The sequence below is a fragment of the Microbacterium aurantiacum genome (assembly GCF_040532595.1).
In the GTDB taxonomy this organism is placed as follows: Bacteria; Actinomycetota; Actinomycetes; order Actinomycetales; family Microbacteriaceae; genus Microbacterium; species Microbacterium chocolatum_B.
In genome coordinates, this window is sequence record NZ_JBEVYX010000001.1 from 177,953 (window position 1) to 196,671 (window position 18,719).

Annotated in this window: 18 protein-coding genes; 8 read left to right on the top strand and 10 right to left on the bottom strand. The window is 71.3% G+C overall.

Annotation, left to right across the window (positions count from 1 at the left end; translation table 11 throughout):
* Positions 1–6: 6 nt before the first annotated feature.
* From nrdE to nrdH, 3 genes are read right to left on the bottom strand one after another with little or no spacing between them, the layout of a single operon-like run.
* Positions 7–2,166, bottom strand: coding sequence for a class 1b ribonucleoside-diphosphate reductase subunit alpha (nrdE, locus tag ABXJ56_RS00870; protein ID WP_353997863.1), 2,160 nt, complete (start codon positions 2,164–2,166; stop codon positions 7–9).
* Positions 2,148–2,624 (bottom strand): class Ib ribonucleoside-diphosphate reductase assembly flavoprotein NrdI, encoded by a 477-nt coding sequence (gene nrdI, locus ABXJ56_RS00875; RefSeq protein ID WP_353997864.1) that lies wholly within the window; start codon positions 2,622–2,624, stop codon positions 2,148–2,150. Before nrdI ends, nrdE begins: the two co-directional genes overlap by 19 nt.
* Positions 2,625–2,628: 4 nt before the next feature.
* Positions 2,629–2,862, bottom strand: coding sequence for a glutaredoxin-like protein NrdH (gene nrdH / locus ABXJ56_RS00880; protein WP_053548782.1), 234 nt, complete (start codon positions 2,860–2,862; stop codon positions 2,629–2,631).
* Positions 2,863–3,215: 353 nt separating this feature from the next.
* On the opposite strand from nrdH, the gene ABXJ56_RS00885 reads away from it, so the two are divergent.
* Positions 3,216–4,421 (top strand): MFS transporter, encoded by a 1,206-nt coding sequence (locus ABXJ56_RS00885; RefSeq protein ID WP_353997865.1) that lies wholly within the window; start codon positions 3,216–3,218, stop codon positions 4,419–4,421.
* Between the two features lie 44 nt (positions 4,422–4,465).
* Here the strand turns inward: ABXJ56_RS00885 and ABXJ56_RS00890 are convergent, their stop codons facing one another.
* Positions 4,466–5,221, bottom strand: coding sequence for an SDR family NAD(P)-dependent oxidoreductase (locus ABXJ56_RS00890; RefSeq protein ID WP_353997866.1), 756 nt, complete (start codon positions 5,219–5,221; stop codon positions 4,466–4,468).
* Between the two features lie 87 nt (positions 5,222–5,308).
* On the opposite strand from ABXJ56_RS00890, the gene ABXJ56_RS00895 reads away from it, so the two are divergent.
* The gene (locus ABXJ56_RS00895; RefSeq protein WP_353997867.1) at positions 5,309–5,902 is read left to right on the top strand and encodes a TetR/AcrR family transcriptional regulator; all 594 of its coding nucleotides are present in this window, start codon (positions 5,309–5,311) and stop codon (positions 5,900–5,902) included.
* Positions 5,903–5,934: 32 nt separating this feature from the next.
* Here ABXJ56_RS00895 and ABXJ56_RS00900 read toward each other — a convergent pair whose 3' ends face one another.
* Positions 5,935–6,339, bottom strand: coding sequence for a pilus assembly protein CpaE (locus ABXJ56_RS00900; protein ID WP_236968944.1), 405 nt, complete (start codon positions 6,337–6,339; stop codon positions 5,935–5,937).
* A 54-nt stretch (positions 6,340–6,393) separates the two neighbouring features.
* Between ABXJ56_RS00900 and ABXJ56_RS00905 the strand changes: the two genes are divergently transcribed.
* The 6 genes from ABXJ56_RS00905 to ABXJ56_RS00930 all read left to right on the top strand — a co-directional run bounded on the left by ABXJ56_RS00905 (position 6,394) and on the right by ABXJ56_RS00930 (position 11,555).
* On the top strand, positions 6,394–7,152 hold the full coding sequence (locus ABXJ56_RS00905; protein WP_353997868.1) for an alpha/beta fold hydrolase: 759 nt from the start codon (positions 6,394–6,396) through the stop codon (positions 7,150–7,152).
* On the top strand, positions 7,149–8,363 hold the full coding sequence (locus ABXJ56_RS00910; RefSeq protein ID WP_353997869.1) for an acyl-CoA dehydrogenase family protein: 1,215 nt from the start codon (positions 7,149–7,151) through the stop codon (positions 8,361–8,363). Before ABXJ56_RS00905 ends, ABXJ56_RS00910 begins: the two co-directional genes overlap by 4 nt.
* The gene (locus ABXJ56_RS00915) at positions 8,360–9,673 is read left to right on the top strand and encodes a DUF445 domain-containing protein (protein ID WP_435404923.1); all 1,314 of its coding nucleotides are present in this window, start codon (positions 8,360–8,362) and stop codon (positions 9,671–9,673) included. Before ABXJ56_RS00910 ends, ABXJ56_RS00915 begins: the two co-directional genes overlap by 4 nt.
* Positions 9,674–9,759: 86 nt before the next feature.
* Entirely contained in the window at positions 9,760–10,101 is a 342-nt protein-coding gene (locus ABXJ56_RS00920; RefSeq protein ID WP_353997870.1) for a gamma-glutamylcyclotransferase family protein, read from the top strand.
* Positions 10,102–10,134: 33 nt separating this feature from the next.
* A complete protein-coding gene (locus ABXJ56_RS00925) occupies positions 10,135–11,073 on the top strand; it encodes an arginase family protein (protein ID WP_353997871.1) in 939 nt (312 codons plus the stop codon).
* Entirely contained in the window at positions 11,070–11,555 is a 486-nt protein-coding gene (locus ABXJ56_RS00930; RefSeq protein WP_353997872.1) for a SixA phosphatase family protein, read from the top strand. The genes ABXJ56_RS00925 and ABXJ56_RS00930 overlap by 4 nt, the downstream gene beginning before the upstream one ends.
* Here ABXJ56_RS00930 and hutI read toward each other — a convergent pair.
* The 5 genes from hutI to ABXJ56_RS00955 form a co-directional block, all read right to left on the bottom strand.
* Positions 11,533–12,759 (bottom strand): imidazolonepropionase, encoded by a 1,227-nt coding sequence (hutI, locus tag ABXJ56_RS00935; protein WP_353997873.1) that lies wholly within the window; start codon positions 12,757–12,759, stop codon positions 11,533–11,535. The two genes, ABXJ56_RS00930 and hutI, sit on opposite strands and share 23 nt — an antisense overlap.
* Positions 12,760–12,782: 23 nt before the next feature.
* Positions 12,783–14,462 (bottom strand): urocanate hydratase, encoded by a 1,680-nt coding sequence (hutU, locus tag ABXJ56_RS00940; protein WP_353997874.1) that lies wholly within the window; start codon positions 14,460–14,462, stop codon positions 12,783–12,785.
* A gap of 1 nt (position 14,463) precedes the next feature.
* The gene (gene hutH, locus ABXJ56_RS00945; RefSeq protein WP_353997875.1) at positions 14,464–16,032 is read right to left on the bottom strand and encodes a histidine ammonia-lyase; all 1,569 of its coding nucleotides are present in this window, start codon (positions 16,030–16,032) and stop codon (positions 14,464–14,466) included.
* Between the two features lie 89 nt (positions 16,033–16,121).
* Positions 16,122–18,137 carry a PAS domain-containing sensor histidine kinase gene (locus tag ABXJ56_RS00950; protein ID WP_353997876.1) on the bottom strand — a complete coding sequence of 672 codons (2,016 nt, stop codon included), beginning with the start codon at positions 18,135–18,137 and terminating at the stop codon, positions 16,122–16,124.
* Positions 18,134–18,700 carry a response regulator gene (locus ABXJ56_RS00955; protein ID WP_353997877.1) on the bottom strand — a complete coding sequence of 189 codons (567 nt, stop codon included), beginning with the start codon at positions 18,698–18,700 and terminating at the stop codon, positions 18,134–18,136. Before ABXJ56_RS00955 ends, ABXJ56_RS00950 begins: the two co-directional genes overlap by 4 nt.
* Positions 18,701–18,719: the final 19 nt, after the last annotated feature.

Below are 18,719 nucleotides of genomic sequence, written 5' to 3' on the forward strand. Positions count from 1 at the left end.
AGCGGGTCACAGCATGCAGGAGACGCACTCGGTCATGTCGGTGCCCTCCAGCGCCAGCTGCCGCAGGCGGATGTAGTAGATCGTCTTGATGCCCTTGCGCCAGGCGTAGATCTGGGCCTTGTTGATGTCGCGCGTGGTGGCGGTGTCCTTGAAGAACAGCGTCAGCGACAGGCCCTGGTCCACGTGCTGCGTCGCCGCGGCGTACGTGTCGATGACCTTCTCGTAGCCGATCTCGTACGCGTCCTGGTAGTACTCCAGGTTGTCGTTCGTCATGAACGGCGCCGGGTAGTAGACGCGACCGAGCTTGCCTTCCTTGCGGATCTCGATCTTCGACGCGATCGGGTGGATCGAGCTGGTGGAGTTGTTGATGTACGAGATCGATCCGGTCGGGGGCACCGCCTGCAGGTTCTGGTTGTAGATGCCGTGCTTCTGGATCGACGCCTTCAGCTGGATCCAGTCGTCCTGCGTGGGGATGTGCTTGCCCGCGAAGAGCTCCTTGACCTTGTCGGTCTCGGGAACCCACGCCCGCTCGATGTACTTGTCGAAGAACTCGCCGGTGGCGTAGGTGGAGTCCTCGAAGCCGTCGAACGCACGCCCGCGCTCGATGGCGAGGTTGTTCGACGCGCGCAGCGCGTGGAACAGCACCGTGTAGAAGTAGATGTTCGTGAAGTCGAGACCCTCGACCGAGCCGTAGTGCACGTGCTCGCGGGCGAGGTAGCCGTGCAGGTTCATCTGGCCGAGGCCGATCGCGTGGGAGCGGTCGTTGCCGTCCTCGATCGAGCGGACCGAGGCGATGTGGCTCTGGTCGCTCACCGCGGTGAGGGCCCGGATGGCGGTCTCGACGGTCTGACCGAGGTCGTCGGCATCCATCGACAGCGCGATGTTCATCGAGCCGAGGTTGCAGGAGATGTCCTTGCCGATCTCGGCGTAGGAGAGGTCCTCGCTGTAGGTCGTCGGGGTGTTCACCTGCAGGATCTCGCTGCAGAGGTTCGACATGTTGATCCGGCCCTTGATGGGGTTGGCCCGGTTCACCGTGTCCTCGAACATGATGTACGGGTAGCCCGACTCGAACTGGATCTCGGCGATCGTCTGGAAGAACTCGCGCGCGTTGATCTTGGTCTTCTTGATGCGGGCGTCGTCGACCATCTCGCGGTACTTCTCGGTGACGGAGATGTCGCCGAAGGGCACGCCGTACACGCGCTCGACGTCGTACGGGGAGAACAGGTACATGTCCTCGCCGTTCTTCGCGAGCTCGAAGGTGATGTCGGGCACCACGACACCGAGCGAGAGGGTCTTGATGCGGATCTTCTCGTCGGCGTTCTCACGCTTGGTGTCGAGGAACCGCATGATGTCGGGGTGGTGGGCGCTGAGGTACACGGCGCCGGCACCCTGACGGGCCCCGAGCTGGTTGGCGTAGCTGAAGCTGTCTTCGAGGAGCTTCATCACCGGGATGATCCCGGAGGACTGGTTCTCGATCTGCTTGATCGGCGCACCCGACTCGCGGATGTTCGACAGCAGGAGCGCCACGCCGCCGCCGCGCTTGGACAGCTGGAGCGAGGAGTTGATCCCGCGCGAGATCGACTCCATGTTGTCTTCGATGCGCAGGAGGAAGCATGAGACGAGCTCGCCGCGCTGGGCCTTGCCGGAGTTGAGGAACGTCGGGGTCGCCGGCTGGAAGCGGCCGGAGATGATCTCCTCGACCAGAGCGGTCGCGAGCTTCTGGTCGCCGTCGGCGAGGCCGAGGGCGGTCATGACCACGCGGTCCTCGAAGCGCTCGAGGTAGCGCTTGCCGTCGAAGGTCTTCAGCGTGTAGCTGGTGTAGTACTTGAACGCGCCGAGGAAGGTCTCGAAGCGGAACTTCTTCGAGTAGGCGAGGTCGTTGAGCTCCTGGATGAACTCGAACGGGTACTTCTCGAGGACGGACCCCTCGTAGTACTCCTTCTCGACCAGGTAGTCCAGGCGCTCCTTGAGGGAGTGGAAGAAGACGGTGTTCTGGTTCACGTGCTGCAGGAAGTACTCCCGCGCCGCACGCTTGTCGGCGTCGAACTGGATCTTCCCGTCCGCGTCGTACAGGTTCAGCATCGCGTTCAGCGCGTGGTAATCGAGACCCTCGAACCGCGCGTCCATCTTGAACGGCGCCTGATCCTTCACTGCTGCTTCCACCATCGTTCCAATCCGTCGCTCACGCGATCCACGTCTTCCGGCGTGCCGAAAACTTCGAGCCGATACAAGTGCGGCACACGGCACTTGCGGCTGATGACCTCCCCGGCGAAGCAGAAGTGCTCGCCGAAGTTGGTGTTGCCCGCGGAGATGACCCCGCGGATGAGGTTCCGATTCCGCTCGTCGTTGAGGAAGCGGATGACCTGCTTGGGAACCGCGCCCTTCTCGACGCCCCGTCCCTGACCGCCTCCGTACGTCGGGGTGACCAAGATGTAGGGCTCGTCCACGACGAGGGGCGGTTCGTTCGCGTGCAGAGGGATCCGGAGGGACCGGACGCCTCCGGTGGCGACGACCTTCTCGACGAAGCGGGCGGTGTTGCCCGAGATGCTGGAGAAGAACACCAGCAGCGGCCCCGCGGTCGCCGAGTCGGCAACCGCGGGTCGCTGCGCGATCGCGGTTGCCATGGGATCAGGCCAGACGCGAGGCGAGCTCGTCGATCTTGTCGGGACGGAAGCCCGACCAGTGGTCCTCGTCGGTGATGACGACGGGGGCCTGCATGTAACCGAGCGCCTTCACCTGCTCGAGGGCCGAGGGGTCCTCGGAGAGGTCGAGGATCTCGTAGTCGATGCCCTTCGAGTCCAGAGCGCGGTAGGTCGCCGTGCACTGCACGCAGGAAGGCTTCGTGTACACCGTGATCGCCATGTCGATCCATTTCTGTCGTTGTCGTCCGGGTGATTCCGGTCAGTTCTCGGGCTGGCCCCCCGCCGGGAGTCCAATACTACATATGGGTACGGACATCAGGTAGCACCACAAGGGGTAGTAGTTACATCCGTGTGATTTTCCACCGTCATCCCCATGTACAACACAGGTTGTCCACCGTTTCATCCACAACCGACCGCTCCGTCGGACACGAGGAAAACGGCCGGATGACGCGGGTTTCCTTCGACGCCTCCGACGTTGTCCACAGATCGGACGCTACGCCGGGCCACCGACATCCGATTCCCTGTGGATGGACGCCGACGGCGTGTCGGGGCGTGTCGCGCTAGCGTGTCCTGGTGGCGGGCTATCGGGATCTTCTGCGCACTCCGGGCGTGGGGCGCATCATGGCGGCGCAGCTGACCGCACGCTTCCCCAACGGGATGACGAGCCTGGCACTGCTGCTCTACATCGAGCGGGAGACGGGATCGTACGGCGCGGCCGGCCTCGTCCTGGCCGCCACGTCGATCGGCCAGGCGATCGCCGGCCCCGTCACCAGCCGGTGGATGGGCATCTGGGGCATGCGCAAGGTCCTCACCCTGACCCTGATCATCTGCGCGACGGCGATCACCACGATCGCGCTGGTCGACATGGTCCTGCCCGCCTACATGGCGCTCGGCCTCATCGCGGGCCTGTCGACGCCGCCGGTGCAGCCGGCCGTCCGCACGATCTATCCGAAGATGGTCACCGGCCGACAGCTGACGCCGCTGTTCTCGCTCGACGCCTCGTTGCAGGAGATCATCTGGATCCTCGCGCCCGTGGTCATCACGGTCGTGGCCACCCAGGTCGGCACCGTTCCCGCCCTCCTGCTCATCGTGGCGATCCTGATCCTGGGCGGGGCGTGGTTCATCCTCTCCCCCGAGGTCGGACGCGTGCGGATCCCCCGGAGCCGGCGCAGCATCGGCAAGGTCATGACGAAGCCGCCGATCATCCTCGCCACCGTCGTCGGCTTCCTCCTGATCGGCGCGTGCGCGGCCGTCGAAGCCGGAGTCGTCGCCACGTTCGGGCACGACGGGCTGGAGGCGGGCCTGGTGCTGGCCGTCTTCGCCGTCGGCAGCCTCGCCGGCGGTCTCGGATTCGGGCACATCCCGATCGGGCGCTGGGCGATGGCCCGACGCCTCGGCATCGTCACGGCGGGGCTCGCCCTCACCATGGTGTCGCTGAACGTCTGGTGGCTCGGCGGCACGCTCGTCCTCGCGGGCCTCGGCGTCGCGCCGGCGCTGGCGGTGCTGTTCGCCATGACGTCCGCGAGCGTCAAGTTCAGCGACACCGCGGAGGCCTTCGGCTGGGTCGGCACCGGCCAGCTCATCGGCGCGGCCGCGGGGTCCGCCGTCGCCGGCTTCCTCATCGACGGCGTCGGGCCCACCGGCGCGTACCTCGCGGCGACGATCTTCGCGGCCGCGGGCCTGGTCGTCTCGGTCGTGTTCGTCCGCGGCTTCCCGGACCTCCGCGGGCGCGACGCGAGCCCCATGCCCGACACCGCGCCCGTGGCGACGATCACCTGAGCGGACGCGTCGCGCCCGCCGACCCCGCACCGGGGACGACGCGATCAGCGGGCGGCGTATCCGCCGTCGACCAGGTGGTAGCTGCCCGTGACGAAGGATGCCGCGTCCGACGCGAGGAAGGCGACGAGACCCGCGACCTCCTCGGAGGTGCCGAGCCGGCCGAGTGCGTGCTGCGCGGCGAGGCCCGCCTGGGCGTCGGCGTCGAGGTTGGCGTCCACGAGCGGCGTACGGATGAAGCCCGGTCCGACAGCGTTGACGCGCACCTTGTCCGCGCCGTACTCGAGGGCGGCGTTGCGGGTCAGGCCGATGAGCCCGTGCTTGGCCGTCACGTACGCGGACGACATCGGGATGCCGACCGAGCCGAGCACCGAGGCCATGTTGATGATCGATCCACCGCCGGCTGCGACCATCGCGGGGATCTGCGCGCGCAGACCGTAGAACACGGCGTTGAGGTCGACCTCGATGACCTTCTGCCAGCTGTCGATCGGGTACTCCGCGATGGGGGCGGCCGCGCCGCCGATGCCGGCGTTGTTCACGGCGATGCGCAGCGGGGCGAGCTCGCCGGCCTTGGCGACGGCCTCGACCGCGGCATCCGGATCCGCGACGTCCGCGACGAACGCCGCCGCGCTCCCGCCGGCGGCGGTGATCTCGTTGACGACGGCATGGGCGGCGTCGGCGGAGATGTCGGACACCAGGATCGCCGCGCCGCTCGCGGCGAGGGTGAGGGCGGTCGCGCGGCCGATGCCGGAACCGGCTCCCGTGATGAGCGCCGAGCGCCCCTGAACGTCGTACGTGGCCATGATGGTCTCCTTCCGAATAATCCGACATCTGTCGGCTTTCGTTACGATACTCTTCCCCGCACGCTCCGGATCGAGGAAGGTGGACGCATGCCCGCTCCCCTGCGGTCCCCCGCCCGCCTGCACACGGCGATCCTCGATCTGGCCCGCGAACGCCCGCCCGAGCAGCTCACCGCCACCGAGATCGCGCGCCATGCGGGGGTGCATCGATCGACGTTCTACGAGCACGCAGAGACCCCCGCGGGTCTGCTCGTCGATGCGCTCCGCGCCGACCTGGACGGCATCCGTCGCCGGTACCTCGACGATCCCACCGTCGACCTGGACGACGCCGTCGTCGCCACCACGCGCGCAGTCCTCGCGCACATCGAGCGGTTCGAGCCGATCTACCAGCGCGGTCTCCGCTCGCCGGAGGGGAGTGTGCGCGCCCTGCTGTCGACCCACTTCCGCGACAGCCTCCGCATGCTCGAGGACGCCGGTCGCGTCGCCTCCCCCGTCACCGCGACCGGCCACGACGGCACCTTCGGCCTGGAGGCCACCGCCCGATTCATCGCGGGCGGCGCGGTGGGCCTGCTCGAGGCGTGGCTGGCCGAACCTCCACCGCGCGCACCGGAGCTTTACCTGGACGCGTTCGCCTCGCTCACCGCCGCGCGCATCATCGCTCCGCGTCCGGCCGAGCTCCCCTGACGTCGGCGCGATCGGCCCCGCGGAGGCGGCGCTCAGCCGATGCGGCGGAGCATCTCGCGCACGGCGAGCGCGTAGGCGTCCGCGGGCTCGGGGTGCTCGAACACCAGCCGCTCCTCGCCGACGACGATCTCGACCTCGTGCGTGTCGGCCAGGCGCCGGAGCGACCGGAAGGTCCCGCGCAGCATCTCGCGCAGCTGATGCTCGTGCGGCAGCCAAAGCGCATCCTCGAGCGCGACCGAATCCAGCGCCCACTCCGTCGTGCCGTTGAAGGCGAGGATGCTCCCCGTCGGGTAGTCCCGCGGCTCGACCGTCATCTCGCTGACCGTGAAGACGTCCGCCTCGAACTCCGGCTCGTCCAGCTGGAAGCGGTCGCCCGAGCGCGGATGCCACACCAGGCCCGCCTGGCGGAGGTCGATCGCCCGTTCTGTCGAGATCATGCGAACCATCTTCCCGTGGATGCCGGCGGCCGGGGCCGCTCGTAGGCTGATCGCATGGTTTCCCCCGTGGTCCTCCCCCGCCGCTCCTGGGGCGCGCCGGGCCTCGCCCACCGCGCACTCCTCGTCCACGGCCTCGGCTCGAACGGCGCGCTGATGTGGCGGTACGGCGTCGCCCTCGCCGATGCCGGGTGGCGAGCCGATGCCGTCGACCTCCGCGGCCACGGCACCGCGCCCCGCGCGCTGGACTACACCCTCGGCGCCTACGCCGCCGATCTCGCGCACACCCGCCCCGAGGAGGGCGGCCCGTGGGACCTCGTCGTCGCCCACTCCCTGGGCGGTGCCGCCGCCACCCTCACCGCCGCCGCCGACGCGACCTGGGCGCGACGCCTCGTCCTCATCGATCCGGCGATCTCGCTCACCCCGCGGGATCGCGGCATCGTCCGCGCGAGCCAGGAGGAGTCCTTCGCCGATCCGTCCGCGGCCGCCGTCCGCGCCGCCCACCCGACCTGGCACCCGCACGACATCGAGCTGAAGGCCCTGTCGGCCCAGCAGGCGAGCCGGTGGGCCGTCGAGCAGACCAGCGCGCAGAACCCGGATTGGGACGTGACGGATGCCGCGACCGCGCTCACCGTGCCCACCCACGTCATCGCGTCCGACCCGGAGGTCTACTCGATCTTCGCCGGGAAGCCCGCCGAGGCCGTCGTCGGCGCGAACCCGCGCCTGACGATGACGATCGTCGCGGGCGCCGGCCACTCCCCCCACCGCGACAGGCCCGAGGACAGCGTGCGGGCCCTTCTGGAGGTCCTCTCATGACCGCGCCGACCACCGCCCCCACGACAGCGGCCACGACCGCCGCGCCCTTCGAGCCCGCGGCGATCCTCCCCGACGACCTGCTGGAGCGCTTCCGCGCGCGGGCCGCCGTCCACGATCGCGACAACACCTTCCCCGAGGCGGACCTCGCCGAGCTCCGCGAGCGGGGATACCTCGCGATCCTCGTGCCGACCGACCTCGGCGGAGGGGGGCTCGACCTGGCCGCGGCATCCGTCCTGCAGCAGCGCCTGGCCACCGCCGCGCCCGCCACGGCGCTCGCGATCAACATGCACCTGATCTGGACGGGGGTCGCCAAGCTCCTCGCCGACCGCGGGATCGACGACCTGCGGTTCGTGCAGACCGGAGCCGCCGCGGGCGAGGTGTTCGCCTTCGGGATCAGCGAGGCCGGCAACGACCTCGTGCTCTTCGGCAGCGACACCGATGCCGTCCCCACCGGCGACGGCGGGTACACCTTCACCGGCACGAAGATCTTCACCACCCTCTCCCCGGTGTGGACGCACCTCGGGCTGCACGGCCTGGACACCACCTCGCCGGATGCGCCGCGCATGGTCTTCGCCTTCCTCGCGCGGGACGAAGCGGATGCCGGTCGGGTCCGCATCCGCGACGACTGGGACACCGTGGGGATGCGCGGCACCCAGTCGCGCACCACCGAGCTGCACGCCGCTCGGGCCGCCGCCGACCGGGTCGTCCGCCGCCTGGAGCCCGGCCCTCAGCCGGACCCGCTGGTGTTCGGGATCTTCGCGGTGTTCGAGCTCCTGATCGCCTCCGTCTACACCGGCATCGCCCGCCGCGCGATCGAGGTCGCCGTGGCGACCGCCCACCGCCGGACCTCGAAGAAGACCGGTACGACCTACAGCCAGGATCCCGACATCCGCTGGCGGGTGGCGGGAATGGGGATCGCCTACGACGCGCTGCCCCCGCAGCTGGCCGCGATCGCGCACGACATCGACGCGCAGACCGACCATGGCGCGCGCTGGTTCGCGCTACTGTCGGGGCTCAAGCACCGCGCCGTCACCGCCGCGAAGCAGATCGTCGACGAGGCGATCCTCGTCGCCGGAGGCTCGTCCTACTTCTCTCAGAGCGAGCTCGGACGCCTCTACCGCGACGTGCTGGCCGGGATGTTCCACCCCTCCGACCCCGAGTCCGCCCACGCGACCTCGGCGACGGCCTGGCTCGGTCCGGTGGAGAGATGACGCGGGCCGGAGCGACCGGCTCCGCGACCGCCGGCACCGCGACGACCGGCGTCGTCGCCCTCAGCCCCGCCGACGAGGAGCGCCGCCGGGGCCTCCGGCGCATGAAGGCCGTGGCCCTCGGGGCCCTGCTGTTCATGGCGGTCGTCTTCCTCGTCTCCTTCCCCCTCCAGCAGGACGTCCCCGCGCTCGCCTACGTGCGCGCTGCGGCCGAGGGCGGCATGGTGGGGGCGCTGGCGGACTGGTTCGCCGTGACGGCGCTGTTCCGGCATCCGATGGGCATCCCCATTCCGCACACCGCGATCATCCCGAGACGGAAGGACGAGATCGGACGCACCCTCGGCGAGTTCGTCGAGACCGAGTTCCTCCGTGGCGACGTGGTGCGGCAGAAGCTGGAGTCGACGGCCATCGCCGCGCGCCTCGGCGAGTGGCTGGCCGCCCCCGCGAACGCCGAGCGGGTGGTCGCGGAGGCCTCCACGATGGCCTCCGGAATCCTCCAGGCGCTGAGCGACGACGAGGTGGGCGACGTCATCGAATCCCTGGCTCGGGAGCACCTGATCTCTCCGGAGTGGGGCCCGGGCGTCGGCGCGTGGCTGTCCCGCGTGCTCGACGCGGGCGCGCACCACGGCGTAGTCGACCTCGGCGTGGACAACATCGGCACGTGGCTGTCCGAGAACCATGCCGCCTTCACCGGCCTGGTCTCGCGCCGCCTGCCCTCCTGGGTTCCCAGCATCGCCCAGCGCCTCGTGGACGACACCGTGTACAACGAGGCGCTGAAGTTCGTTGCGGCCGTCCAGGCCGACCCGCAGCATCCGGCGCGTCTGGCCATCGACGGCTACCTCGCGCGCCTGGCCGACAACCTGCAGCACGACCCCGCCACGATCGGCCGCCTCGAGGACGCGAAGGTCACGGTGTTCGACAGCCCCCGCGTCCGCGAGCTGGCCGCCCAGGCGTGGGAGACGGCGAAGACGGGCCTGGTCGCCGCGCTCGCCGCCCCCGACAGCGGCCTGCGCCGGCGCGCGCTGTCGGCGGTCACCGAGATCGGTGCACGACTGACGACGGATGCCGCACTGCAGCGCCGCGTCGACACGTGGGTGACCGACGCCGCGGTCTTCCTCGTCGACCGCTATCGCCACGACATCGCCTCGATCATCACCGACACGGTGGAGAAGTGGGACGCGAAGGAGACCACGCGCAAGATCGAGCTGATGGTCGGACGCGACCTGCAGTACATCCGCCTGAACGGCACGATCATCGGCTCGCTCGCGGGCCTCACCATCTACACGATCGCCCACGCCCTCTTCGGCGGCTGAGCGCACGCGGACGCCTCCGCGGCGCCGTGTGACGGCGCAGCGATCGTCCCGCTGACAACGGCCGCTCCGCAGGCTACGGTGACCTCGTGGGCGCCGATCACCTCCTCTTCACGTACGGGTCGCTGCAGGATCCGCAGGTGCAGCTCGACGTGGTCGGCCGGCGCCTCACCGGCAGCGACGACGTCCTGGGCGGGTTCACCGTCGACTACGTCGAGATCGTCGATCCGCGCGCGGAGGCCGCGTCCGCGCGCACCGTGCAGCCGGCGCTGCGCGAGACGGGGCAGCACCTGGACAACGTCACCGGCACCGTCCTCGCCGTCGACGCCGACGAGCTCGACGCCTGCGACGAGTACCAGGCGCCGCTCTACCGCCGCGTCCGGGTGACGCTCCGCAGCGGCCGACACGCCTGGGCGTACGTGGCCCACTGACGCCGGGGTACCCCGGGGGGCTATCGTGGCGGGATGAGCGCGCTCGCCGTCGACCCGCTGTGGCCGCGCGCCGGCGACTGGCCGGCGTGGTCCGAGCGCGCGGACGAGCGAACGGATGCCGCGACCGCGGTGATCATCGGCGTCCCCACGTGGCGCACCTCGCTCTCGCCGACGTCAGCGCACACGACCCCCGCCGCCGTGCGCGAGGCGCTCCGACGCTACAGTCCGACGCTCCTCGGACCGCCGCCGGTGGACCTCACGGCGGCGCTGCGGATCCTCGACGCCGGGGACGTCGCGGATCCCGACGGCCCCGTCGGCGAAGAGGCGGCCACGGCGCGCGTGGGCGACCTCGCCTCCGCGGCCGACCTCGTCATCGCCCTCGGCGGCGACAACGCCGCGACCGTCCCGGTCGCCCGAGGCGCCGGGGCGCGAGGCCTCATCACGCTGGACGCCCACTTCGACCTCCGCGACGGCGTCTCCAACGGCTCCCCCGTCCGTCGCCTCATCGAGGGCGGGCTCGACCCCACCCGCGTGGTGCAGGTCGGCATCGCCGACTTCGCCAACTCCGCGGCCTACGCCCGGCGCGCCGCCGATCTCGGCATCACCGTCATCACTCTGGACGAGCTGCGCTCCCGACCCGAGACGGACGTCGTCGCCGAAGCCCTGTCGATCGCCGGCGGCGGCACGGATGCGGACGCCGACCTCGGGCGCATCCACCTCGACATCGACGTCGACGTCTGCGACCGCTCGGTGGCCCCGGGGTGCCCGGCCTCCCTCCCCGGGGGGCTCTCCGCCGACGCCCTCCGTCGGCTCGTGCGCGCTTTCGCGCGCGACCCGCGCCTCCGCTCCGCCGACGTCGTCGAGGTCGACGCGGCAGCCGACACCCCCGATGCGCGGACGGTGCGGCTGGCCGCGCTCTGCGTGCTCGACCTGCTCGCGGGCCTCGCCCGGCGACCGAGAGGATCCGCATGACCCCTGCACCCGGCATCCAGCTCGCCCTCGTCCGACACGCGAAGTCGGACTGGGGGGATCCGGACCTCGACGATCACGACCGGCCGCTGAACGACCGCGGTGAGCGCGACGCCCCGCGCATGGCACGTCGGCTGGCCGAGACCGGGTTCTGGCCCGAGGCGGTCATCTCCAGCACGGCGCTGCGGGCCCGCACGACCGCCGAGGCGTTCTCGTACGCGCTGGACGCACCGCTCCGCCTCGAGGAACGGCTGTATGCGGCATCGGCATCCACACTGCTCGCGGTCGCGGCCGCGAGCGGGCTGCAGCGCGTCGCCCTCGTCGCCCACGACCCGGGCCTGACGGTGCTCGCCGCGCGCCTGTCCCGCGATCGGATCGACCGGATGCCGACGTGCGCCGTCGCGGTCTTCACGTGGGCGGAGACCTCCTGGGATGTCGTGGACGCCGTGGACCCGGTGTCGTTCAGCTTCGACGCGCCGCGCTGAGCGCGCTCCCGGCGACGCCGCGCCCGCCGATGAGGACGCTCTCGATGAGCGGGACACCGGGGCGGTAGGCGAGGTACGCGCGCGTCGGCGCGCGCAGCACCACGAGGTCGGCCCGGGCCCCGGGCCGGAGGACGCCCACGTCCTCGCGCCGCAGCGCCGCCGCGCCGCCCGCGGTCGCGGCCCAGACCGCCTCGTCGGGCGTGAGACCCATCTCCCGGACCGCGAGCGCGATCATCAGCGGCATCGAACTCGTGAAGCTCGAGCCGGGGTTGCAGTCGCTCGCCAGGGCGATGCGCACGCCCGCATCCCACAGCGCGCGGGCATCCGGGTAGGGCTGGCGCGTCGAGAACTCCACGCCCGGTAGGAGCGTCAGCACGGTGTCACCGGCAGCCAGGGCGGCGATGTCGCGGTCGTCGAGGTATGTGCCGTGGTCGACGGATGCCGCGCCGAGCGCGACGGCGAGGCCCACGCCCCCACCGGGGCCGAGCTGGTTGCCGTGCACGCGCACCCCGAGCCCGCGGGCCGCTCCCGCCGCGAGCACCCGTTCCGCCTGCGCGGGGGTGAAGGCGCCGCGCTCGCAGAACACGTCGACCCACCGGCAGTGCGGGGCGGCCGCCGCGAGCATGGGCCCGGCGACGAGGTCGACGTACGCGTCGGGGTCGTCCTGGAACTCCGCGGGGACGACGTGCGCGCCGAGGAACGTGACCTCCTCCGTCACCTCCCGCGCGAGGCGGGCGAGGCGCTCCTCGTCGGCGACCGTGAGCCCGTAGCCGGTCTTGACCTCGACCGTCGTGGTCCCCTGTGCGTGGAGTTCGGCGACGAGCGCGCTGAGGCGCGCGCGCAACGCGTCGTCGGTGGCGGCGCGGGTCGCCGCGACCGTGGACCGTATGCCGCCGGCCGCATACGGTCGCCCCGCCATCCGCGCGGTGAACTCCGCGCTCCGATCACCGCCGAAGACGAGGTGGGTATGGCTGTCCACGAACCCCGGGATGACGGCGGCGCCGCGGACGTCGTGGCGCGGCACCGCGGAGGCGGCATCGGGGATCTCGGCGGCGGGTCCGGTCCAGACGATCCGGCCCGCACGGAGGAGGACGGCCGCGTCGCGGACCGTGCCGCAGAGGTCATCGGACGCCGGGACGTTCGTCGTCAGCTCGCCGATACCGGTCACGAGGAGGTCGGCGGCCTCCGGCGCAGCACGCACCATATCGGCACTCACCACATCGGCGCTCACCACATCGGCACCCGGAGGCCGCGCTCACGCGCCACCTCCGCCGCGCGCGGATAGCCGGCATCCACGTGACGCATGACGCCCGTACCGGGATCGTTCACGAGCACCCGCGCGAGCTTCTCGGCCGCCTCCGGTGTCCCATCGGCGACGACGACCTGCCCCGCGTGGATGCTGCGGCCGATGCCGACGCCGCCGCCGTGGTGGATCGACACCCATGAGGCGCCGGAGGCGGTGTTCAGCAGCGCGTTCAGCAGCGGCCAGTCGGCGATGGCGTCGGAGCCGTCGGCCATCGCCTCCGTCTCGCGATACGGCGACGCCACCGACCCCGCATCGAGGTGGTCGCGTCCGATGACGATCGGCGCGGACAGCTCGCCCGAGGCCACCATCTCGTTGAACCTCAGCCCCGCCAGGTGCCGCTCCTGGTAGCCGAGCCAGCAGATCCGCGCGGGAAGGCCCTCGAAGTGCACGGTCTCACCCGCCTTCTCCAACCAGCGCACGAGGGCGGCGTTCTCGGGGAACAGCGCCTTCACGGCCGCGTCGGTCCTCCGGATGTCGTCGGGATCGCCCGACAGCGCCACCCACCGGAACGGCCCGCGGCCCTCGGCGAACTGCGGACGGATGTACGCGGGCACGAAACCGGGGAAGGCGAATGCGCGGTCGCACCCGCCGAGCTCGGCCTCGGCGCGGAGGGAGTTGCCGTAGTCGAACACGGCGGCGCCGGCATCCTGGAATCCGACCATGGCCGCCACCTGCGCCGCCATGGACCGGCGCGCGCGGGCGGTGAAGCCGTCCGGGTCGGCGGTGGCCTCCGCGCGCCAGTCGGCGACGGGCACACCCACCGGGAGGTACGCGAGCGGGTCGTGGGCGCTCGTCTGATCGGTGACGACGTCGACCGCCACGCCGCGCTCGAGCAGGGCCGGGAAGACCTCCGCGGCGTTCCCCACGACGCCCACCGACAGCGCGTTGCCGGCGGCCTTCGCGGCGAGCACGCGGGCGACGGCGGCGTCGAGGTCGGTGGTGTACTCGTGGAGGTAGCCGTGCTCCACGCGGCGCGCGAGGCGGGACTCGTCGACGTCGACGATGAGGACGGCGCCGCCGTTCAGCGTGACCGCGAGCGGCTGCGCGCCGCCCATGCCGCCGCATCCGCCGGTGAGGGTGAGGGTGCCCGAGAGGTCCTCCCGCCCGAGGCTGCGCGCGACGGCGGCGAAGGTCTCGTAGGTGCCCTGGAGGATCCCCTGCGTGCCGATGTAGATCCAGGACCCGGCCGTCATCTGCCCGTACATCGTCAGTCCCAGCTGCTCCAGGCGGCGGAACTCCGGCCATGTCGCCCAGTCGCCGACGAGGTTCGCGTTCGCGATCAGCACCCGCGGCGCCCACGTGTGGGTGCGGAAGACCCCCACCGGCTTCCCGGACTGCACGAGCAGCGTCTCGTCGGGCTCGAGGTCGTCGAGGGTCCGGACGATCGCGTCGTACGCGGCCCAGGACCGCGCGGCACGCCCCGTCCCGCCGTAGACGACCAGGTCTTCGGGATGCTCGGCGACCTCGGGGTCGAGGTTGTTCATGAGCATGCGCTTGGCGGCCTCGGCGCCCCAGCTCTTCGCGGTGCGCTCCGGCCCGCGCGGGGCGCGGATCACGCGGGCGGTCGCCTCGGGGGAAGCGGTCTCGGATGCGATGGTCATCTCACTCCTTCGTGGGTTCGGGGAGACCGGCGCGGGCGATCGCCCCGTCGGCGGCGAGCGCGGCGACCCGTTCGAGGTCGGGCGAGAGGAACCGGTCCGTGCCCGGGCCGTCGATGCCGGCATCCCGCAGCAGATCCCGGACGCTCCCCGTGCGCGGCGCGGGGGCGAGCGGAGAACGCAGGTCGAGCGCACGGGCCGCGGTGAGCACCTCGATGCCCAGCACCCGGGCGAGCCCGTCGATCCCCCGGCGGAGCTTCCGGGCGGCCGCCCACCCCATCGACACGTGGTCCTCCTGCATCGCCGAGGAGGGGATGGAGTCCACGGATGCCGGCACCGCGAGACGCTTCAGCTCGGAGACGATCCCGGCCGCGGCGTACTGGGCGATCATGAGGCCCGAATCCACGCCCGCCTCGTGGGCGAGGAACGGCGGGAGCCCGTGGCTGCGGGCGGGGTCGAGAGCGCGGTCGGTCCGTCGCTCGGAGATCGAGGCGAGATCGGCGACGGCGATGGCGAGGAAGTCCAGCACGTACGCGACGGGTGCGCCGTGGAAGTTGCCGTTCGAGCGGACCTGGCCGTCATCGGTGAGGACCGGGTTGTCGACGGCTGAGGCGAGCTCACGCTCGGCGACACGGCGCGCGTGGTCGACGGTGTCGCGCGCGGCCCCGTGCACCTGGGGCGCGCAGCGGAGGGAGTAGGCGTCCTGCACGCGCGTGCACGCGGCCGGGTCGCGATGCGAGCGGACGATCGCGGACTCCGCGAGGAGCAGGCGGAGGTTCGCCGCCGATCGGGCCTGACCGTCCTGAGGCCGCAGGGCCATGAGGTCGGCGGCGAAGACCGCGTCGGTGCCGAGCTGACTCTCCACCGACATCGCCGCGGCGATGTCCGCCGTGTCCAGGAGCACCTCGAGGTCGGCGAGGGCGAGGAGCAGCATCCCGAGCATTCCGTCGGTGCCGTTGATGAGCGCGAGCCCCTCCTTCTCCGCCAGGATCAGCGGACGGATGCCGGCCGCGGCCAGGGCGGACGCGGCATCCGTCCGCGCGCCGGAGGCGTCGCGGACCTCGCCCTCTCCGGTCGCGGCGAGCGCGACGTGCGAGAGCGGAGCGAGGTCGCCCGAGCAGCCGAGCGAGCCGTACTCGCGGACGATCGGGGTGATGCCGGCGTTGAGCATCGCCGCGTAGGTCTCCGCGACGACCGGGCGGACACCGGTGTGACCGGTCGCAAGGGTCTGGAGGCGCAGGAGCTGCAGGGCACGGACGACCTCGCGCTCGACCTCGGGGCCCGTGCCCGCGGCGTGAGAGCGGATGAGGCTCGCCTGCAGGGCCACGCGACGCTCGGCGGGGATGAAGGTCGTCGCGAGAGCCCCGAATCCCGTCGAGATGCCGTAGTGCGCGCGGGTGTCCTCGGCGAGCGCGTCGACGACCGCGCGCGAGGCGGTCATCCGCGACCGCGCCGCCTCGCTGAGGGCGGCCGGGGCTCCGTGGCGCGCGACGTCGACGACGTCCGCGGGGCGGAGCGGCGCGTCGCCGACCTCGACGGTGCGCGCGGACGGGGAGGCGAGGGCGGTGCTCATGGGTCGATCCCACCGCACGCGACCCGCCTCCGGGGACGTTGCGGGTCAGCCGGTGTCTGAGATGACAGACACGGGCACCCGTCGCTGAACTAGCGTGCGAAGGCGATGGTGAATTCGGAGCCGCGCCCCACCTCGCTGGTGGCAGTGAGGCTGCCGCCCATCGCCTCGATCAGTCGCCTGCTGAGGGTGAGGCCGAGCCCCGTGCCCTCGTACTGCCGGGAGAGGGAGGAGTCCCCCTGCTCGAACGGCTCGAAGATGCGCTCGAGGTCCTTCGCGGCGATCCCCACACCGGTGTCCCACACCACGATCCGCACGGCCCCGCCGGTGTCATCGACCCGCACGCCGATGGACCCCCCGGCGGGCGTGAACTTCACCGCGTTGGCGAGCAGGTTGATCAGGGCGGCCCGGAAGCGCACGGCATCCAGCGGGATGCGGGGAAGGTCGGCGGGCGCGTCGATGAGGATGTCCAGGCCCTGACGGACCGCGAGATCCTTAATCACCCCGCGCGCCTCCGCGATGACGGCGGCGACATCGCAGTCCGACAGCACCGGCTCGACCTTGCCCGCGTCGGCCTTGGCGAAGTCGAGGATGGTGGTGATGACCTCGAGCAGGTGGCGACCGCTGTCGCCGATCTGATCGACGAACGCCCGCTGCCGGTCGGTGAGCGGTCCGTAGATCTCGCGCTGCAGCACGGTGCTGAGTCCGATGACGGCGTTCAGCGGGGAGCGCAGCTCGTGGCTGACACCCGCGAGGAGTTCGTCCTTCGCGCGAGCGGCGCTCTCGGCCGTGTCCCGAGCCTGTCGCAGGGCTTCTTCGGTCTGCTTGTGCGCGGCGATGTCGCGGACGATGACCGTCGTCACGGGCTCGCCGTCGTACCGGCCGCGTACGAACGTGCCCTCCGCGGGCCGGAGGACCCCGTCGAGTCCGCGGACCTCCATCTCCATGCTCGATCCCGTCTGCAGGGCATCGGCGGCGCGGCGGATGTAGGAGCGGACCTGCGCGGGGGGAAGGTACGTCCAGGCGCGCGTGCCGATGAGGTCCCCGCCGCCAGCCCCGACGAGTTCGCGCGCGGCGCGGTTGGCCAGCACGATCCGCCCGTCGGTCCGGAACGTCACGATGGCGTCTGCGGCCTCCTCGACGATCAGCCGATGCAGCTCCTTGTGATGCGCCTGTCGACGCTCGGCCTCCATGCGCTCGCGGTCGACGGTCGCGGCTTCCATGAGGCTGCCGACCGTGGCCGCGAGCGGGGCGAGGAAGTGGACGAACTCCTCGTCGAAGCCCCCCTCTCGGTTGGCCAGCGCGACGACGCCGACCACGGCATCCCCCCGTCGGATGGGCACACCGAGGAACGAGTCGAGCGGCGGGTGCCCGTCGGGCCGCCCCGATGCCCGCGGATCGCTGAGCGGGGCGTTGGAGATCACCGGCCCGTCGTCGGTGACCACACGGCCGAAGAGGGTGTCGAGGTTGTGGAACTCCATGCCGCGAGGCCCGAATCGGGCGTACATCTCCCGCGTGGTGTCGTTCCAGGAGATGTCCGTCATCGCCCAGCTGCGCAGGAAGGGGCCCTCGGCGTCGTGCAGGACCTGGGCGATGAAGCCGTACGCGCTGCCCGTGACCGCCAGCAGGTCCTCGAGCAGTCCGTCGAAGAGCTCCCCCACGTCGCCGCCGGCCATGTACTGCCCCTGCATGCGGGTGAGGGCGTCGAGGAGCTCGTTCGACCGCTGCAGCTGCGCGTCGACGGCGTGGAGGGTGGTGACGTCCTCGATCATCCCCTCGAAGTAGGCAATCGCGCCGTCCTCGCCTCGCACCGGATGCGAGCTCACGCGCACCCAGCGAAGACCTCCGTCGAATCTTCGGATCTGGAGGTCCTCCACGGGGATCGGCTCCCCCGCCTGCGCACGACGGATGAGCCACTCGCGTCGATCCGGGTCGGCGTAGATCTCCCGCGCGTGGACCGACGTCAACGCCGCGAAGGACTCGGCCCCGAGAAGACGCACGAGGGCGTCGTTGCCGGCGACGAAGCGGCCCTCGATCGTCGTCCGGTACATCGCCACCGGCAGGCGGGAGACGATGTCGCCGAGGACGTCGGGCCGCTGTCCCGTCATCGCGGCGACGCGTCTTCCATCGTCGTGCGGATCACGTCGGTCAGGGCGTCGAGTTCGACCGGCTTCCCGAGGACCGCGTTGCCCAGCGCCGCCGCTCGGTCGAGGATCTCCGGGCTCTGGGAGGCCGTGACGAAGACCACCCGCATGTCGTCGAGACCGGGGATCGCGGGCAGGCGACGAGCGACTTCGAGACCGTCGATCCCCGGCATCATGATGTCGAGGAACAGCAGGCGCGGCCTGACCGCCCCGCAGGTCACGAGCCCCTCCCAGCCGTTGAGCGCCGAGTGGACCGACACCACGCCGCCGAACTCGGTGGCCGCCGCCTCGACGAGGGCGGCGGTGACGGGATCGTCGTCGATGACCATCACGACGAACTCGTGGACGATGTCGAGCTCCGCCGCCAGGGCCTCCAGGGTCGCGCGGTGCTTCGGCGTGGGTTCGCTCCGCCCGCGCTCCCACGCGTTGATCGTCGGATACGACACGGCCAGACGGCGCGCCAGGCCCTCCTGGGTGTCGCCGTTGGCCTGTCGGATGCGGGCGACGAGGTCCGCGCTGGTGATCATGAGCTGATCTTACAAAACT

Bases quoted from the DNA above. Each gene is read 5' to 3' on its own strand.
- nrdE (WP_353997863.1), bottom strand. From the start codon at position 2,166: ATGGTGGAAGCAGCAGTGAAGGATCAGGCGCCGTTCAAGATGGACGCG.
- nrdI (WP_353997864.1), bottom strand. From the start codon at position 2,624: ATGGCAACCGCGATCGCGCAGCGACCCGCGGTTGCCGACTCGGCGACC.
- nrdH (WP_053548782.1), bottom strand. From the start codon at position 2,862: ATGGCGATCACGGTGTACACGAAGCCTTCCTGCGTGCAGTGCACGGCG.
- ABXJ56_RS00890 (WP_353997866.1), bottom strand. From the start codon at position 5,221: ATGGCCACGTACGACGTTCAGGGGCGCTCGGCGCTCATCACGGGAGCC.
- ABXJ56_RS00895 (WP_353997867.1), top strand. From the start codon at position 5,309: ATGCCCGCTCCCCTGCGGTCCCCCGCCCGCCTGCACACGGCGATCCTC.
- ABXJ56_RS00900 (WP_236968944.1), bottom strand. From the start codon at position 6,339: ATGATCTCGACAGAACGGGCGATCGACCTCCGCCAGGCGGGCCTGGTG.
- ABXJ56_RS00905 (WP_353997868.1), top strand. From the start codon at position 6,394: ATGGTTTCCCCCGTGGTCCTCCCCCGCCGCTCCTGGGGCGCGCCGGGC.
- ABXJ56_RS00910 (WP_353997869.1), top strand. From the start codon at position 7,149: ATGACCGCGCCGACCACCGCCCCCACGACAGCGGCCACGACCGCCGCG.
- ABXJ56_RS00915 (WP_435404923.1), top strand. From the start codon at position 8,360: ATGACGCGGGCCGGAGCGACCGGCTCCGCGACCGCCGGCACCGCGACG.
- ABXJ56_RS00925 (WP_353997871.1), top strand. From the start codon at position 10,135: ATGAGCGCGCTCGCCGTCGACCCGCTGTGGCCGCGCGCCGGCGACTGG.
- ABXJ56_RS00930 (WP_353997872.1), top strand. From the start codon at position 11,070: ATGACCCCTGCACCCGGCATCCAGCTCGCCCTCGTCCGACACGCGAAG.
- hutI (WP_353997873.1), bottom strand. From the start codon at position 12,759: ATGGTGCGTGCTGCGCCGGAGGCCGCCGACCTCCTCGTGACCGGTATC.
- hutU (WP_353997874.1), bottom strand. From the start codon at position 14,462: ATGACCATCGCATCCGAGACCGCTTCCCCCGAGGCGACCGCCCGCGTG.
- hutH (WP_353997875.1), bottom strand. From the start codon at position 16,032: ATGAGCACCGCCCTCGCCTCCCCGTCCGCGCGCACCGTCGAGGTCGGC.
- ABXJ56_RS00950 (WP_353997876.1), bottom strand. From the start codon at position 18,137: ATGACGGGACAGCGGCCCGACGTCCTCGGCGACATCGTCTCCCGCCTG.
- ABXJ56_RS00955 (WP_353997877.1), bottom strand. From the start codon at position 18,700: ATGATCACCAGCGCGGACCTCGTCGCCCGCATCCGACAGGCCAACGGC.